The sequence below is a fragment of the Paenibacillus sp. NRS-1781 genome (genome assembly GCF_050467745.1).
GTDB classification, from domain to species: Bacteria; Bacillota; Bacilli; order Paenibacillales; family Paenibacillaceae; genus Paenibacillus; species Paenibacillus terrae_A.
Genome location: NZ_JBITPI010000016.1, coordinates 1 through 20,260, shown reverse-complemented (window position 1 = coordinate 20,260; position 20,260 = coordinate 1). Strand labels below are relative to the sequence as shown.

Below are 20,260 nucleotides of genomic sequence, written 5' to 3'. Positions count from 1 at the left end.
GCTCAGCATAATTCAAGAATGATTTCATTCCGTGTAAATACTCATACATCCAGAGCCAGAGTTTATCTCACCATGCCCAATGCAACTTCAGGATTTTGCAAAATCCTCACTAAAAAAGTTCGCACTGCGAAAGTGTGAGCAACGAAAAAGAGGGATGTCCTTGTTTCGAACAAATTCTGCTTTTCGAAGACTCGCGCGTTATGTAAGACCGTACAATCTATGGGTTTTCATAACAGTCCTCGCCTCCTTATGTTTGGCAGCCATAGACATTATTTTGGGTAAGGCCATCGAGCAAATGGTTGCGGGGACCTTCTCCTCCACCCAGAACATGATCTATCTAGTTGTTGGTATGACGCTAATTGGAATGCCCTGTAAGTTTGTGATGAGGTACGCTTCGGCGCGATTTAGCGTTAGCGCACTGCGCGATTTGAGAGGCGACCTCGTACATAAGTTTTGCGATTTACCAGTTTCCAGAGTGGAGAGGAAGTTCACTGGAGATTTGGTATCCCGGCTTACGAACAATACGGCGATGTTACAGAATTTTTTTATCGAGCAGTTTGCCAATCTGTTTTATTTACCGCTTGTGTTTACGGCATCACTAGCGTTGCTTTTAATGACAAGCTGGAAGCTGGTCTTGGCCAGTCTCGCGCTTTTGCCTGTAGGTATGATCATAACAACACTGATGAGCAGGCCGATTGAAAAATACTCCGAGCAGCTTCAGGAGAAAATGGCTCATTTGAACGCGGTCGGACAGGATGCAATTGGAGGAATTCCTATCGTCAAGGCCTTCAATATGCAGGCTGTGTTGTTGAAGAAGTATATGGTGATTATGGAGGAGGTCGTCAGGCGCGGATTGGGGCTGGAAAAGCGCTATGCGTCTATTACTCCGGTAGGTGTGATGATGCTGGCAACACCAATTATTTTGATCATTGCGTACGGAGGATACCTGATTCAACAAGGAGAACTGAATGCTGGAGGCATCGTTCTATTTTTATATCTGATTTCGTTCATATTGCAGCCTGTTTCCATGCTGCCGATAATCATCACGCAAATGAAGGAAGCCGGGGGAGCGGCGAAGCATTTGTTTGAGGTACTGGATTGGCGGGATGAACGTCAAGGTGGTGAAATCACCTCGGTCGATGAGAATCGAGGGGATGAGGGCCTACGTTTTGAGGACGATGCAGATAGGAAAGCCAACCAAGCCAGTAATGCTAGTAAAAGCGAGCCAGACAGAGCAGAAGGCGACGATGACGCTGCTGTGGTCAGGCTTGACCATTTGACCTTTGGCTACGATGAAGGGAACACTGTGCTCAAGGATATCAGCTTCCAGGTAGGACAAGGAGAAACGGTAGCGATTGTCGGCGGCAGCGGTGGTGGCAAAAGTACGATTTTTAAGCTGCTTTGCGGATTTAATGAACCGGGTGAGCATGCTGGAACCGTTCAACTATTTGGAAAGAGTTTAACAGATTGGAATTTAACAAGCCTGCGCAGCCACATTTCGATGGTATCTCAGGAGCCGTCGCTTTTTCCGGCCACGATTGCAGAAAATATCGGATATGGACGTCTGGAGGCGACCCGTGAAGAAATTGTCGAGGCGGCGAAAGCAGCGCATGCACATGATTTTATTGTTCAGCTTCCCGAGGGCTATGAAACCCTTTTGAGCGAGCGGGGAGGCGGATTGTCTGGTGGACAAAAGCAGCGCATTTCCATAGCAAGAGCATTGTTGAAAAATGCTCCGCTGCTTCTACTGGATGAGCCAACTTCAGCGCTTGATAGCCAGTCGGAGGCTCAGGTGCAGATCGCGATGAATGCGGCAATGCATAATCGGACGGTACTGGTGATTGCTCATCGACTGTCAACCGTGCGTCAGGCGAACCGGATTATTGTGCTTGATCAGGGGAGCGTGGTGGAATCGGGCACGCATGAGGAATTACTGGGTCGCAACGGTGAATATCGAAAGCTGTATTTGCAAAATTTCGAAGAAGAACCGCATACGATGGCAAACGGCAATTCGATGACAGAGGAAAGGAGTGAGAAACGTGACCTTCAAGCAGGGGTTTTATGAGTTTAAGCAGTTGATGTCCCTGATGAAGCCGCACCGAAAATGGTATTTTATCGGGTTGATTGGCAACAGTCTGACCAATGCGAGCGTCACGATTTTACTTTCCTTCGTGGTGCATTATTTGCTGAATTTTGCGGTTGATGGGAAAGTGGAGGGGCTTTACCAGGCGATTTATTTGGTCAGCGGTACATTTTTGGCACTAAGTCTTATTGCTCCGCTGTGCAGCTACATGTATAAGCGGTGTGTGAAACTGGCGATTGCCAATGTACGGGTGAGACTATTCGGGCATATCGTCAAGCTATCCTATGAAAAGGTCGAAAAACGCCATTCTGGTGATCTTGTATCCCGCATGACGAACGATGTAAAGACGTTGGAGCAGGCTTACACCGTTCATATTCGCTCGATTATACTGGAAGTTTCGCTTTTCTTTGGTTCGCTGGTCATTATGCTGGTGCTGGATTGGCGGTTTGGGGTTATGGCGGTTTTACTTGGGCTGGCTTCAGCTTGGGTAAATTCTCATTTCGCGAAGAAGATGCGACAGACGAGTGAGGAATTACAGGGACGGATGAGCGGATTCACAGAACGATTGAGTGATCTGCTTTCTGGTTTGCAGACGGTGAAGCTGTTTGGATTGCGGACCAAGGTAGGCGGACTTTGTAACGATGCAAGCGAGGACATAAACCGCATCAGCATTCGGCAGGGACGTCATATGGGCTTGCAGGATATGTATAATTTTGTGATTGAATTTATTACGCTGGGTGGTGTGCTTGTCACCGGACTGATTCTGGTTTTACAGAAGCAGATGGAGCTGGGAGTCCTGGGACAGATTGTGCAATTGCAAGGCGGCATTTCCACGGTGTTTTTGCAGTTGGGGGCGGCTGTATCGCTGTTGCAAAACTCCTTGGCGGGCTTGGCGCGTATCCGCGAAATTCTGGATGAGTCGAAGGAAGAGGAGCATTTTCCAGCGTTGAAACAGGAGGGACTGCAGGCTGGGCTGATCGGTCCGGAGGAGGCAGCTTTATCAGCTCGTGAGCTTGAGGGATCTCATAGTGATGTCGAAACTGCGAGCTCAGGCCACGTCATTGAACAAGTTTCGGCTGCATTGGAGCTGCATGACATCACCTTCGGTTATCAACCGGACCACCCAACGCTGCGAAGACTGAACCTGATTGTGCCGGAAGGGCAGGTCACCGCGCTCGTCGGCCCAAGTGGTGGTGGTAAAAGCACAGTCATGAAGCTATTGCTAGGCTTTTATCCACCGGATGAGGGTGTGCTGCGGGTCCGTGGTCGCTCGGCAGGAGAGCTTCGGTTAGATGAGGTCAGGGATTTGATGGCCTATGTACCACAGGAGGCTACGTTGTTCCACGGTACAGTAGCCGATAATATCCGCTTTGGCTCACCGGATGCCACGGATGAGGAAGTAGAGGCTGCGGCCAAAACAGCCTATGCGAGCGGCTTCATAGCCGAGCTGCCAGAGGGTTACGACACCATTGTCGGTGAACGCGGAGCCAACTTGTCCGGTGGTCAAAGACAGCGGCTCGCGATTGCCCGCGCTTTGCTCAAAAATGCACCGATTTTGCTGCTGGATGAAGCGACCTCGGCGCTGGATTCAGAATCGGAATATGAAGTCCAGCAGGGCTTAAATGAGCTGATGAAGGATCGTACAACATTAGTCATTGCCCATCGATTGTCTACGATTGAGCGGGCGGATACGATCTGTGTTCTTGCCGATGGCGAACTGAAAGAACAGGGTACCCATGACCAGCTCCTTGCCAAGGGCGGTCATTATGCGAAGCTGTATGAGCTTCAGTTTCGAAAGCATCCCGAGGAACAAACCGCATAAATATGCGAGGTTACTTTTTAACAATATCTATTTTGCGAGGAGAGAGACATATGACTCAGCACGATATTCAATTATTTGCATTAAGCCAGCCACAGCAACGTATTTGGTATACGGAGCTTTTGTATCCCAATCGCAACACGTCCACGCTTATTACAACGGTTAAAATCAAAGGAACTGTTCGCATAGATGCATTGCAGCAGGCGATGAATCAGGTAATTGCACAAAACGATTCCTTTCGCATTAAAATCACTGCTCAGGATGGTATTCCGTATCAATATGTAGAGCCATTTGCTGCACAAAGCATAGAAACGCTCCAGGTTAGCCCGGCGGAAGCCGAACAACTAGTAAACCGTCTTAATTCCCAGCCCTTTTTATTGCTGGATTCACAGCTCTACCAATTGGTAATTTTGCAGTTGGGGGCAGAAGAAACCTGGTACAATTTCACAATGCACCATATTATTTCAGATGGTGTATCCATGAATCAGGCTATTAATGAAATTACGACGCATTACATGGATATTGTCCATGGTACAGGTCAGGCTACACCGACCAAAGCGAATCCATATCTGGATTTCATTCAGGTGGAGCAAAGCTATGAGCAATCTGACCGTTACCAGAAGGACAAGACATATTGGACGGAAAAGTTTGCCGATTTGCCAGAGACGACCGGTTTAAAATCATACAATCCGCTAACGCTGAGCACAGCTGCACGCCGGGAGAGCTATACACTGGAGCCTGAATTGTATCGTGGTGTCACGGTTTTTTGCGAGGAGCATAAAATCAGTATTTTTACGTTCTTCCTGGCCGCTCTGTATATTTATTTACATAAAGTGACGGGGGAACAGGATTTAACCGTAGGTACCTTGTACGCTAACCGTACGTCGAAGAAGGAGAAGGATACGGTCGGTATGTTCGTCAGCACCGTGGCTACGCGTTTGCTGGTTGAGCCGGAATCCGAGCTGCTGACCTTCCTGCAAGGTGTGGGCAAGGAGCAGTCGTCCATTTTGCGGCATCAGCGTTACCCGTACAACAAAATTATTCAGGATTTGCGTGAACAGCAAAGCAGTCTGGATATTCAGCGCCTCTTTGGTGTTTCAATTCAGTATCGTACGCTGAGCTTCTCCCGTTTTGATGAATCGGTTCAGCAGGTGGATACCGATTTCTGTGGAGATACGGTGAATGACTTTGATATTCATATGGTAGAAATGCTGGATGATGATAAGTTTATAATGCATCTGGATTATCGTACCGATCTGTTCAGCGAACAGGAGATTGCCCGAATTATCCGCCAATTCCTGAGTGTGGCTGAGCATATGGTGAAAGGTCCGCAGAAGCGTATACAGGAGTTGTCACTGATTAGTGACGAGGAGCGGACGCAAATTGTGGATGTATTCAATGCTACAGCAGTGCCATATCCACATGATGCAGGGATTCATGAACTGTTCGAGCAACAGGCAGAGCGTATGCCGGATCAGACTGCGGTTGTGTTTGGAAACCGTCGTCTAACCTATGGGCAGCTGAATGAACAGGCCAACCGACTGGCTCACACGCTGCGCGGTTACGGTGTTACTGTTGAACGAACGGTTGGTATCGTCGCTGAGCGTTCCACAGATATGATCGTCGGCATGTTGGCAATCCTCAAGGCGGGCGGCGCATATGTGCCAATTGACCCGGATTATCCGGCAGAGCGTGTACGCTACCTGCTGGAGGATTCAGGCGCGAAGCTACTGCTGGTGCAGCATGCGGAGCAGCAGCCAGATGACTACAGCGGAATTGTGCTGGATCTGAGCGATGCTACTGTATACGGGGCAGAGGCTGCCCAAGGCTTAAATACTGTACAATCGGAGCAAAACGAGGTTAATCATGCGGATTATACCCATTATACAAATTTGAAAAATGAGATTTCACAAGCGGGTACATTCGGGGATCGACTCGCCTATTTGATGTACACATCAGGAACTACTGGGCAACCCAAAGGGGTCATGGTAGAGCACCGTAACGTCGTACGTCTGGTGAAAAATACAAACTATGCGCAACTGGATGCTGACACACGCATTTTGCAGACCGGGGCTGTTGTCTTCGACGCGTCCACCTTCGAAATTTGGGGTGCGCTATTGAACGGCGGACAGCTGGTGCTGGTGAGTCAGGATGTCATTCTGGACGCGCCGAAGCTCAAGGAAGCTGTTCGCAGCCATGGCATTACCACGATGTGGCTGACAGCGCCGCTCTTTAATCAGCTGTCCCAGCAGGATCTGGAACTGTTTGAGGGGGTACGGGAGCTGCTGGTCGGCGGTGATGTGCTGTCCGTCCCGCATATTAACCGGGTGTTGGAGGCCCATCCATCTCTTCGGATCATCAATGGCTACGGTCCGACGGAAAATACAACCTTTTCCGCGACACATGCGATTACCAGCGTGCAAGCAGAATCGGTGCCGATTGGCAGCCCGATCCATAACTCGACGGCGTATGTCGTGGATCGTTCGATGCAGCTCCAGCCTGTCGGGGCATGGGGAGAGCTGATTGTCGGCGGTGACGGGGTGGCACGTGGATACCGGAATCGCCCGGACCTGACGGCAGAAAAGTTCACCGACAGTCCGTTCCGCAGCGGAGAACGCTGCTATCGGACAGGCGACCTGGTGCGCTGGAATGTGGACGGGACGCTGGAATACAAGGGACGGATCGACGCCCAGGTGAAAATCCGGGGCTACCGGATCGAGCTGGGCGAGGTGGAAGCGCAGCTGTTAAAGCTGGAAGCGGTGCGAGAAGCGGTCGTGATTGCACGTGAGGATGAGCAGGGTCAAAAGCAGCTCTGTGCTTATGTGGTGACCCATGAGGATGTAACGGCAAGTGAGTTGCGCAGCGCTTTGAGCCAGGAGCTGCCAGGCTACATGGTGCCGTCGTATTTTGTACAGCTGGAGCAATTGCCACTCACGCCTAACGGCAAGGTGGATCGCCGGGTGTTGCCACAGCCGGAGGGAAGTGTGGATTCTGGTGAGGATTATGTAGCAGCGCGAACAGATGTGGAGCGGACGTTGGTATCGGTATGGCAATCTGTACTAGGCATCGAGCATATCGGTGTACTGGATAACTTTTTCCATCTGGGAGGCGACTCGATCAAGGCCATTCAGGTGTCTTCGAGACTGCTGCAAAACGGCTATAAACTGGAAATGAGGGAACTATTCCAATATCCGACCATTGCTGAGTTGAATGGACGGGTACAGCAGGTGAGCCGCGTCTCAGACCAAGGGGAAGTCACGGGTACGGTAGCGTTGACGCCGATTCAGCATTGGTTTATTGAGCAGCAGCCAGGCAAGCCAGAGCACTATAATCAGGCGTTGATGCTGCACCGTGAGGATCGTATGGACGAAACGGCGCTTCGTCAGGCGCTGCAACGTATTGTTGAGCATCATGATGCTTTGCGTATCGTTTTCCGCCAGAATGCAGTCGGCGGGTATGAAGCATGGAACCGCGGCGTACAAGCAGGTGAGCTTTACAGTCTCGAAGTCGTAGATTTTACGAACGAGCCTGATTTTGCTCATGTGCTGGAAGCCAAAGCCAATGAAATTCAAAGCAGCATCTGTTTGGATGAAGGTCCTCTGGTGAAGCTGGGTCTGTTCCGTTGCTCTGATGGAGATCATTTGCTGGTAGCGATCCACCATTTTGTGGTCGATGGAGTGTCTTGGCGTATTTTGCTGGAGGATTTGGCAACTGGATATGAGCAGGCCTTACAGGGCGAGCCTGTCCGTTTGCCGAATAAGACGGATTCCTTCCGCCTGTGGGCTGATCAGCTGTCAGCTTATGCGAACAGCGCAGCCTTGCTGAAGGAACGTGCGTACTGGGAAGGGCTGGAGCAAGCTGGGGCCACTCAAGCAGCTTTGCCCAAGGACTACACTCGCAAATCCGAGGCCAAGCCTTGTCTCTGCGATGACCGCACACTCACGGTAGCGTGGACAGTTGAAGAAACAGAACAATTTTTGAAGCAGGCACACCGTGCCTACAATACGGAAGCGAACGATCTGTTGCTGACGGCTTTGGGAACCGCGGTTCACGAGTGGGCAGGCATCAGTCAGGTGCTTGTGAATCTGGAGGGTCACGGACGGGAAGCTATTTTGCCAGACGTGGATATTACACGTACAGTCGGTTGGTTTACCAGCCAATTCCCAGTTGTGCTGGAAATGGGCGAGGATCGGAATGTGGGACGACGTGTCAAGGACGTCAAGGAAGGGCTGCGCCGTTTGCCGCATAAAGGAATTGGATACGGTATTTTGAGATATCTTTCTGCTGAAGAAGAAGGGGAAGCAGCTTTTGCCGTCGAGCCGGAAATTAGCTTTAACTATCTCGGACAATTCGATCAGGATTTGAAAAATAACGCATTCCGTATGTCACCTTATTCCCTTGGGGCTTCCATTAGTGACACGTTGACCAAGCGGTATGCCCTTGATATTAACGGTATGATCACGGACGGTGTGCTGGAGCTGACGATCAGCTACAGCAGCAAAACGTTCATGAAAAAATCAATCAAAAAACTAGCTGATTTGCTTCAGGAAAGCATGCGCCAGGTATTAGCTCATTGTGTGGACAAAGAGCTGCCAGAGCTGACACCAAGCGATCTGTCCTTCCAGGGACTAACGGCTGGAGAACTGGAGCACATTGTAGAGCAAACCGCTGCTGCGGGTGAGCTGGAAAATGTTTATTCGCTAACGCCGATGCAAAAGGGAATCCTGTTCCACGGCTTGATGGAGCCGCAATCCGGCGCGTATTTTGAGCAGGCAACATTTGATCTGCAGGGCAGCTTTCAAGTGGATGCTTTTTCCGAAAGCCTGAATCTGCTGGTGAATCGCCATCAAATTTTCAGAACGAATTTTTATAGCGGCTGGAATGAGCAGCCTTTGCAGGTAGTGTATCGTCATAAAGCTGCCGGATTCCGTTTTGAAGACGTGCGTTCGATGGATCGAGGAGAACTGGACGCATATGTTGCTGATTTTGCTGAGCGGGACAAAGCGGAAGGGTTTCATTTCAGCTCAGGCGAGCTGATGAGAGTTTCTATATTACGTACGGGCGAGGAGTCTTACCGTTTTGTGTGGAGCTTCCATCATATTTTGATGGACGGCTGGTGCTTGTTCCTGGTTGTCGGGGAAGCCTTCAAAACGTATTTTTCTTTGCTCGAAAACCGAAAGCCAGAGCTTGCTCCGGTAACGCCATATAGCGAATATATTGAATGGCTGGAACGGCAGGATAACGCGGAAGCAGAACGGTTCTGGAGTGACTATTTTGCCGGCTTTGAACAACAGACGGTGTTGCCGCAAGCGAAGCAGCTGGACAGTTACGCCAAAGGATATGAGGCTGACAAGCTTTCGTTTATACTGAGCCGTGAAGTGACGGAGCGGATGAACAAGCTGGTCAAGCAGCAGCAGGTGACGGTCAATACGCTGCTGCAAGCGGCATGGGGTGTTGTGCTGCAACGATATAACAATAATCGGGATGTTGTATTTGGTAGTGTTGTATCCGGTAGATCAGCGGATATTCCGGGCATCGATAAAATGATCGGGTTGTTCATTAATACGGTTCCTGTACGGATTCACAGCGGGGAAGATGTTACGTTCGCTGGGTTGATGAAGCAGACACAGGAACAGGCGCTTGCTTCCCGTGCCTATGAAACCTATCCGTTGTATGAAATTCAGGCCCTGACAGAGCAGAAGCAGGATTTGGTAAACCATATTATGGTGTTCGAAAACTATCCGGTGGAACAGAGCATGGAGCAAATGGGTAGTCATGACACGAACGGCTTTACCATTGCGAATGCTTCCGTGTCGGAGCAAACAAACTATGATTTCAACATTACCATTGTGCCGGGTGATGAAATCGGTGTTCATTTGGAGTACAACACGCTGGTATTTGAACGCGCAGCTATAGAGCAAATCCGCGAGCATTTGGTGCATATCGTAGAGGAAGCGATTAACAGACCGAATGCGCTGGTAGATGAGCTTGAGCTGGTGACTGCTGAGGAAAAAGCGAAGATCATCGACGGTTTTGGTTCAGTTGGCGTGTATGCGTGGAGTGATGCGAAGGAAGTCGAAGGGTTGTTCCACGCCTATGTGGAGGAACAGGCGCAGCTTGTGCCGGATCACGTGGCGGTTGTGTACGAGGAGAAGCAGCTTACGTACCACGAGTTGAACGAGCGTGCGAACCAATTGGCTCGTAGATTGCGAAATGAAGGCATTGGACGCGAGTCGATTGTCGGCATCTTGAGCGAACGCTCGGTAGACATGCTGGTCGGCGTACTGGCGGTATGGAAGGCAGGAGGCGCGTATGTGCCGCTGGATGCAGACTATCCGTCAGAACGTATTCGTTTCATGCTGGAGGACAGCGGTGCGACGGTACTATTGACTCAAACAGGCTTGCAGGAGCGTGCGCAGGGATGGCTGGAGGAAAACAAAGCAACATCCGAACCAGCAACAGGACTGCGTCTGCATACCGTACTGGCGTTGGACGATGAGTCGCTGTACACCGGGGATACTGCGGATATCGAGCATATCAACGAGCCGCAGGATCTGGCGTATGTGATCTACACCTCCGGAACAACGGGACGTCCGAAGGGAGTCATGATCGAGCATCGCAGCTTAGTAAATACGGCTGCGGCATATCGACGGGATTACCGTCTGAACCAATTCCCGGTACGATTGCTGCAACTGGCAAGCTTCTCCTTCGACGTATTCGTCGGGGATATCGCACGGGCGCTCTATAACGGCGGAACGATGGTCATCTGCCCGAAAGACGACCGGATTGATCCGAGCCGTCTGTATAGCTGGATTCGCAATTATCAGGTAACGGTGTTTGAATCGACACCAGCTCTGATCGTACCGTTCATGCAGCATGTGCATGAACACGGACTGGACATGAGCAGTCTGGAGCTACTCATCACCAGCTCGGACAGCTGTAGTGTGACGGATTACCGGGTGCTGCAAGAACGATTTGGCGCAGATACTCGGATAATTAACAGCTATGGCGTAACGGAAGCAGCGATTGACTCCAGCTTCTATGACGAAGAGCTATCGAAGCTGCCAAGCAGCGGCAGTGTGCCGATTGGTCAGGCGTGGCTGAATGCACGTTTTTATATCGTGGACAGCCAATTGAATCCGGTACCTATTGGCGTACTGGGCGAGCTATGCATTGGCGGAGCCGGGGTAGCACGTGGGTACCTGAACCGTACGGACCTGACGGCCGAGAAGTTCGTCGCGAATCCGTACGTGCCGGGTGAACGGCTGTATCGGACAGGTGACCTGGCACGGTGGATGCCGGACGGGAACGTGGACTTTATCGGCCGGATGGACTATCAGGTCAAAATCCGGGGCTACCGGATTGAGCTGGGCGAGATCGAAACCGTGATCCAGCGGGTGCCGGGTGTGCGTCAAGCGGTCGTGATCGACCGGACAGATGAGCGTGGGCACAAGTATTTGTGCGGGTATATTACGGGAGAAGCGGAGCTGCGGATCGAGGAGGTACAGGTCCAGCTGGAAGCAGGACTGCCAGCGCACATGGTGCCAGCACGCTTGATGCGTCTGGAGACGATACCGCTGACGAGCAACGGCAAAATCGACCGTAAGGCCTTGCCAGAGCCAGAAGGAAGTATCCATACAGGTGCAGCCTATGTGGCGCCACGTACAACGGTCGAGCAGGTACTGGCTTCGGTATGGGCCGGAGTGCTGGGCGTGGAAACGGTAGGCACGCAGGATAACTTCTTCGAGCTGGGCGGCGATTCGATCAAGGCGCTGCAGGTATCATCTCGATTACTGCAAGCAGGCTATCGAATGGACATGAAGGATCTGTTCAGCAATCCAACGGTAGCGTCCCTTAGTCCTTTGCTTCGCACAGATGGCAAAATCGCCAGTCAGGAAGAGGCAGTCGGTGAGGTAGAGCTGACACCAATTCAACGGTGGTTCTTTGAGCAGCAGCCGGTTGACCTGCATCACAGCAACCAGGCGATGATGCTGTATCGAGCTGGGCGCTTTGATGTAGATGCGCTGCGCCATACCATGGAACGCATGGTCCAGCATCATGACGCATTGCGTACTGTATTCCGTGAGACAGAGCATGGTTACGTAGCCTGGAACCGCAGTGTGGAGGAAGGCGAGCTATATACACTGGACATTGTAGATTTCAGTGGAGTTGAAGACGAATCCACAGCTGTGGAAGCCAAGGCGAATGAAATTCAAGCCGGCATTCATTTGAGCGAGGGACCGCTTGTGAAGCTTGGTTTGTTCCAATGCGCTCAGGGCGATCATTTGTTAATCGTCATTCACCATTTGGTCGTGGACGGTGTATCGTGGCGCATTCTGCTAGAGGATTTGGCAGCCGCTTATGAGCAGGCTGCTGCAGGTAAAACAGGCAAAGCTATTCGATTGCCGCTTAAAACAGATTCGTTCCAGACATGGGCCGAGCATCAGTTGGCCTATGCGAACAGTGCGACGATGGAGCGGGAGCTTGCTTACTGGCAGCATATTGAACAAGCAGAAGCAAGTCTGGCGAAGCCGTTGCCAAAGGATTATGACAACGATCATGCCTTGCTTGGAGATAGTGAGGTTGTCACCGTCCGCTGGACGAAGCAGGAAACCGATTTGTTGCTTAAGCAGGCTCACCGCGCGTATAGCACGGAAATGAATGACCTGTTGCTGGCTGCACTCGGCAAAGCCGTATATGACTGGTCCGGTTCTGAACGAGTACTGGTCAACCTGGAGGGTCATGGACGGGAATCCATTTTATCGGATGTGGATATTACGCGCACGGTGGGCTGGTTTACGAGCCAATTCCCGGTTGTACTGGATGGAAGCCTGGGACAAGGTGGAAATATCGCCCGTTTGATCAAACGGGTGAAGGAAGGGCTGCACCATATTCCGCAAAAAGGCATTGGCTATGGTATTTTGCGATACCTTTCAAATACGGAGGCTTCCGCGCAAGCAGGCGTACAGCTCCAGTTGACCCCAGAAATCAACTTTAACTATCTGGGTCAGTTTGATCAGGATTATAAAGGCAACGATCTGGAGCCTTCCTCCTATTCTATGGGTGTGCCTGTCAGCACAAACGCGGCTATGGATTTTGCGCTGGATATCAATGGAGTGATCGAAGACGGCGAGTTGATCTTTACTATTCGCTACGGCACAACGCAGTTCCGTCATGAGACGATTGCCCGGCTTGGAGAGCTGCTGGCTTCGGGCTTGCGTGAGGTGATTAGCCATTGCGTCGCCCAGGAAAGAACGGTATTGACACCAAGCGATGTCCTACTAGATAACGTAACGCTGGACGAGCTGGAGCAACTGGTGGAAGATACGCGAGATATGGGCGAGCTGGAAAATGTGTATGCCTTAACGCCAATGCAAAAGGGAATGCTCTTCTTCAGCATGATGGACGAGGATTCGGCGGCTTATTTTGAGCAGGCCACCTTTGAGCTGAACGGACGTTTTGATGTGGTCACCTTCGGCAAAAGCCTGGATCTGCTTGTACAACGTCATGAGGCCCTACGGACGAACTTTATCAATTTATGGAAGGATGAGCCTGTACAGGTTGTCTTCCGCAACCGCAGCGGAGCATTGTACTACGAAGACTTGCGCGGACTGGAAAAAGAGGAGCGTGAAGCTCGGGTTGAGGCTTTTGTGCTTGCAGATAAAGCCAAAGGATTCCGTCTGGCAGAGGATGCACTCAATCGTATTTCCATTTTGCAAACGGGGGATGAAACGTACCGCTTTGTTTGGAGCTTCCATCACATTTTGATGGATGGCTGGTGCTTGTCCTTTATGATACAGGAGGTATTTGGCAGCTATCAGGCATTTCGTGCGGGTCAGGAGCCGGTGCTTGAGCAGGTCACGCCATTCAGTCGTTTTATTGAATGGCTGGAGCGTCAGGATCGTGAAGCGGCCCTGCAATACTGGAGCGGGTATCTGGCAGACTATGAGCAGCAAATTATGCTTCCGCAGCAAAAAACACAGCCTAAATCCGCACAAGCAGGGGAATATGTCGGCGGAGAACTGGAATGCGAATTCCAGCCGGAACTGGTCGCTCAGATCGAACGGGTGGCGAAGCAAAGTCAGGTGACCATCAACACATTGATTCAGACGGTATGGGGCGTGCTGCTGCAAAAATACAACAACAGTCCAGATGTTGTATTCGGTAGTGTTGTATCCGGTCGTCCAGCCGATATTATGGGTGTTGAGCGCATGATTGGGTTGTTCATCAATACGATTCCAGTGCGCATTCTGTCTGAAAAGGGTGAGTCCTTTGTCGAACTGATGAAGCGAACACAGCGGCAGGCGCTGGCCTCTAATAGCTACGACGCATTCCCGTTGTATGAGATTCAGGCGCTGACCGGACAGAAGCAGGATTTGATCAACCATATTATGATATTTGAAAATTATCCGGTAGAGCAGCAGGTAGAGCAGTTGGGAAGTGGTGGTCACGATAAATTTGCGATTTCGAACGTAGTGACTACAGAGGAAACCAACTATGATCTGAACGTAGCCGTTATGCCGGGAGAAGGTATGAAGATTCGTTTTATGTATAACGCGCTCTGCTTTGATCAAATAGGCATTGAGCGTCTGCATGGACATTTTGTCCGTCTGCTGGAGCAAATTTCGCTCCATCCGAATGTTCGCGTTGAAGAGCTGGAATTAGTCACAGCGGTGGAAAAACAACAGATTACAGAAGCGTTTAATGACACCGCTGCGGTATATCCGCACAATCAGACAATCCATGAGCTGTTTGAGGAGCAGGTGGAGCGTACGCCGGATCAAGTGGCATTGGTGTTTGAGAATCAGAGTCTGACTTATCGGGAGCTGAATGAACGGGCCAACTCCTTGGCACGAATGCTTCAAGCGCAGGGAGTAGGACCCGACAAGCTGGTTGGCCTGATGGTGGAGCGCTCAGTGGAAATGATCGCAGGTCTCCTTGCTGTTCTAAAAGCAGGCGGCGCTTATGTGCCGATTGATCCCGAATTTCCGTCATCTCGTATTGAATACATGCTGGAAGACAGTAAGGCCACAGTGCTTCTGAGCAGTCGTGATCTAGTGGAAGAGCACCATTGCAACGCCAATACAATCTTCCTTGAGGATACAGAATTGTATCAGGGAGAGAGCGGCAATCTGGAGACGATTGCCCGACCAGAGCATTTGGCTTACGTCATTTATACCTCTGGATCGACGGGAAATCCGAAAGGAGTTATGCTCCAGCATGGCTCGGTACTCAACTTTATTACAGGGATGCGCGAAATAATCGACTTTGAAGCGGGCAAAACCATTTTGTCACTCACGACAATTTCATTCGATATTTTTGTATTGGAAACCATCCTGCCACTGTTGGGTGGAATGACGGTGGTGCTTGGCGACAGCCAGCATCAGGTTGATCCTCAGGCGCTGGGTGAGTTGATCGTTCATCATCATGTTGATATGTTGCAAATGACACCATCCCGGGTGCAAATGCTGCTGGGTCATGAAGCAGGCTCCCATGCGCTGCAAAGCGTGAAGGAAATAATGGTCGGGGGTGAAGCACTTCCATCCAAGCTGCTGGCAGCACTGCAGGAAATAAATGGTCTTCGCATTTACAACATGTACGGTCCTACAGAAACGACGGTGTGGTCGACAGTACAGGAACTGACTCATGCCAATCAAATTAATATTGGACGTCCTATCGCGAATACGGAAATGTATATCCTGAATGCGAATGATGGATTGCAGCCAATCGGTGTGCCGGGCGAGTTATGTATTGCAGGAGAAGGCTTGGCGCGAGGGTATTGGAATCGTGAAGAACTGACGGCCGAGAAATTTGTGATTAATCCGTTTGCAGACGGGAAAGCAGGCTATGAGCGGATGTACCGCACGGGCGATTTGGCGAGATGGATGCCGGACGGAAACATCGAATACTTGGGCCGGATTGACCATCAGGTGAAAATCCGGGGGTACCGGATTGAGCTGGGCGAGGTCGAATCGCAATTGCTGAAGGTGGAGTCGGTACGAGAAGCCATAGTTATGGCTCGTGCGGACGAAACAGGCCAATACCAACTGGTGGCATACTATATTGCGGAGCAAGAACTCGAATCCAGCGAGCTGAGAAGTGAACTGGGGCGGGAGCTGCCAAGCTATATGGTGCCTTCATACTTCATTCAGTTGGAGCAGATGCCACTGACACCGAACGGTAAAATCGACCGCAAGGCACTGCCGGCACCGGAAGGCAGCCTGCAAAGCGGAGCGAATTATGTAGAGCCGCGCACCGCGCTGGAACGGACACTTGTTGCCGTCTGGCAGTCCGTCCTGGGCGTGCAAACCGTCGGTATTTTGGACAATTTCTTTGATCTGGGCGGCGATTCGATCAAGGCGATTCAAATCGTATCCCGTGCGTTCCAGGCAGGCTATAAGCTAAACATGAAAGACTTGTTCAAATATCCAAGCGTGAAGGAGCTGGCTCCGCATCTGCATTTAGCGGGCAAGAGAACGGCCGAGCAAGGCGAAGTCACAGGGAAAGCGATGCTGACGCCGATTCAACACTGGTTTGCGGAACAGGAGCAGGTGGACGCGCATCACTTTAATCAGGCGGTCATGCTGCACCGGAAGCAGGGCTTTGACGAATCCGCTCTGCGTCAGGCGCTCATCAAGCTGGCGGAGCACCACGATGCACTACGGATGGTGTTCAGCAAGACAGAGCAGGGCTATGAAGCATGGAGCCGCGGATTGCAGGAAGGCGAGCTGTGCCACCTGGACGTGCTGGACTTTAGGGATTTGACGGATGAAGCGGTGCTCAGCGCAGCGATTGAGGGGAAAGCCAGTGAAATTCAAAGCAGTATTCATCTGCATGAAGGACCGCTGTTTAGAGCAGGTTTGTTCCACTGTGCAGACGGGGATCATTTGCTGCTGGCGATTCACCATTTGGTAGTAGACGGGGTATCGTGGCGCATTTTGTTTGAGGATTTGGCTACAGCCTATGAACAGGTAGTAAATGGAAAAGAATTACAATTACCTGACAAAACGGATTCCTTCCGTTCCTGGTCTGAAAGACTTTCCACCTATGCGGATAGCGCGGCAATGGACAGTGAATGCGCCTACTGGGAGCAACTGAACGCATCTGCCTTGGTCGATCAAGTACGGTTGCCTGAGGATCAAGCGCAGGATGGCGAATTTACCTTGGCTGACACGGATACAGTGGTCATCAAGCTTACGGAAGAAGAGACAGAACGGCTATTGAAGCAGGCACACCGCGCATATAACACGGAAGTGAACGATCTGCTTCTGGCTGCATTGGGCATGATGCTGTACACATGGACGGGTCATGAACGTAGCCTGATCAATTTGGAGGGGCACGGACGCGAGGACATTTTGCCGGATACGGACATTTCTCGCACGGTGGGCTGGTTTACGAGCCAATATCCGGTGCTGCTGGACATCGGTCGTGATCTTGATTTGTCGGGACGCATCAAACAGGTCAAAGAGAGCCTGCGTCGAATTCCGAATAAAGGAATTGGCTATGGTATTTGGAGACATCTGATTGAAGCTGGCCGGGCAGATGGTCATAAAGAAGACGCTTTGCATATGGATCAAGCAGTTGGAGGCTATGCCGAGCCGCAAGTGAGCTTTAACTATCTCGGACAGTTTGATCAGGACTTGCAAAACAGCGATATTCGGATATCTCCGTACCCGATTGGATTAGCTGTTAGTGACCGGACGAAGATGAAATACGCGCTCGATGTGGGCGGGATCGTCACGAACGGCATACTGGAGCTGGATATTCGGTATAACGGCAGGGCCTTCCGCAAGGACACCATCCAAATGCTGGCTGACCTGCTGAAAGCCAACTTGCTTGATATGATCGAGCATTGTGTCATACGGGAGCGGTCAGAATTGACTCCAAGCGATGTACTGTTAAAGGGTCTGACGCTGGAGCAATTAGACACGATTGTTGAGCAGACACAGACGGTTGGGGAATTGGAGAATGTGTATCCGTTAACGCCGATGCAGAAGGGCATGCTGTTCCATAGTCTGATGAACGCAGAATCAGGAGTGTATTTTGAACAGGCGACCTTTGATCTGGAGGGCCATTTTGAGCCGACCGTATTCGAGGAAAGCCTGAAGCTGCTGGTTAGCCGACATGCTATATTCCGGACAAATTTCTACAGCGGCTGGCATGGTCAACCGCTACAGGTCGTCTATCGCTATAAAAATCCGGGCTTCCGTTATGAGGATGTCAGAGGTCGTGAAGATGCTGTAGCTGAATTTGTGGGCCGGGATAAAGAGCAAAACTTTGATTTAGGCAAGGACGCGCTTATGCGCGTAACCGTCTTCCGTACAGGGGATAGCTCATACCGTTTTGTATGGAGCTTCCATCATATGGTAATGGACGGCTGGTGTCTGTCACTGGTGACGGACGAAGTGTTTGGTGCATATTTTGCCCTGCTGGAGCATCAGCAGCCAGAGCTCGCACCTGTCAAGCCGTATAGCGAGTATATTGATTGGCTGGAACGGCAGGATGCACAGGAAGCGACCCGCTATTGGAGCGACTATTTGGCTGGCTTCGAGCAGCAGACCTTGCTGCCTGGCGAGAACGCACAGGCCTCTGTAATGGCACGGATTGAAGATAAAGAAGGAAGCAGTAAGGCTTCAAATTCCGGTTATGTTTCGGAAAAGCTGTCATTTGTACTAGGTAAAGAACGAAGCACGGCGTTAAACCGCATTGCCAAGCAGCAGCAGGTAACGATTAATACATTGCTGCAAAGCGTTTGGGGCGTTATTTTACAAAAATACAATAATAATCAGGATGTCGTGTTCGGCAGTGTGGTATCCGGGCGTCCGGCAGACATTCCGGGTGTGGAAAACATGATCGGTCTGTTCATCAATACGATTCCGGTTCGTATTAGCAGTGAGCAGAATGCCACGTTTGCTGAAATATTACAACGAACACAGGAGCAGGCTTTGGCGTCCAGTGCGTATGATACCTTCCCGTTGTATGACATGCAGGCGCTGACTGAACAAAAGCAAGACCTGATTAATCATATTATGATCTTTGAAAACTATCCGATCGGGCAGCAAATGAAGCAGGTGGGCAGCTCCGGCGAGACAGGCGCACAGACTGGCTTCTCTATTGCCAATGTGGCACTCGCAGAGCAAACCAACTACGACTTTAACCTGATTGTTGTGCCTGACGAGGATATCTCCATCCTGCTTGAATACAATGCTCTTGTGTATAACCGGTTTGCTATGGAGCGTATCCAAGGCCATATCGACCAAGTCATCGGGCAAATCGTGAACAATCCGCATATCCGTGTGAATGAGCTGGGATTGATAACACCGGAAGAGCAGGCGCAGATTGTTCAGGTTTGGGGCGATACGGGGGCAGCTTATCCGCAGGATCAGACGTTAAGTGCGCTGTTCGAGGAACAGGCGGCACGAACACCGGATCAGGTGGCGGTGCTGTTTGGAGCAGAGACGTTGACCTACCGCGAGCTGAACGAGCGGGCGAATCGTCTGGCACGTACTCTACGTGCGGAAGGCGTTGAACCGGATCAGCCGGTGGGCATTCTGGTACACCGCTCGCTGGACATGATCGTGGGTATCTATGCGATCCTCAAGGCAGGCGGAGCCTATGTGCCGATTGACCCGGAATATCCTGCGGATCGTATCCGTTTTATGCTGGAGGACTCGGGAGCGAAGCTGGTGCTGACGCAAGCGCATTTGGCAGAGCAGGCGTCTCTGAGCTTCGATGGCACGGTGCTGGTGCTGGACAGCGAAGAAATGTACCACGAAGACGGCTCGAATCTGGAGCCACTGGCTGGTCCGCACCATGTAGCCTATGTCATCTACACCTCCGGCTCGACTGGAAAGCCGAAGGGCGTTATGGTTGAGCACCATTCCGTGCTGAACCGGATTTTGTGGATGCATGATCGTTACGGCTTGAGTGCAGAGGATACGATCCTGCAAAAGACTGCCTTCACATTCGACGTATCGGTATGGGAGCTGTTCTGGTGGTCGATGGTCGGCTCGAAGGTAAGCCTGCTGTCGGTTGGCGGGGAAAAGAATCCGGAGGACATCGTCGACACGATTGCCCGCGATAGTGTAAGCACGATGCACTTTGTGCCAGCGATGCTGCATGCGTTCCTGGAGTATGTGGAGCAGCAGCCGCAGGAAGTGATACAAGCGAAGCTGGGAACGCTGCGCCATGTGTTTGCCAGTGGGGAAGCGTTGCCGCCACAGCATGTGGCACGGTTCCAACAACTCGTGTCAGGAATCGCTGGAGCGAAGTTAATCAACCTGTATGGCCCAACCGAAGCGACGGTGGACGTATCGTACTTTGATTGCGAGCCGACGGAGGAATATGCGGTTATTCCG

General features: G+C 51.2%; 3 protein-coding genes. All 3 read left to right on the top strand.

Features of this window, described 5'->3' with window-relative positions; translation table 11 throughout:
* Positions 1-160 precede the first annotated feature (160 nt).
* On the top strand, positions 161-2,065 hold the full coding sequence (locus tag ACIFO6_RS06120; protein WP_430039071.1) for an ABC transporter ATP-binding protein: 1,905 nt from the start codon (positions 161-163) through the stop codon (positions 2,063-2,065).
* A complete protein-coding gene (locus ACIFO6_RS06115) occupies positions 2,040-3,905 on the top strand; it encodes an ABC transporter ATP-binding protein (RefSeq protein ID WP_430039069.1) in 1,866 nt (621 codons plus the stop codon). The genes ACIFO6_RS06120 and ACIFO6_RS06115 overlap by 26 nt, the downstream gene beginning before the upstream one ends.
* Positions 3,906-3,955: 50 nt before the next feature.
* On the top strand, positions 3,956-20,260 hold a 16,305-nt coding region (locus ACIFO6_RS06110; RefSeq protein ID WP_430039067.1), incomplete at its 3' end, for a non-ribosomal peptide synthase/polyketide synthase.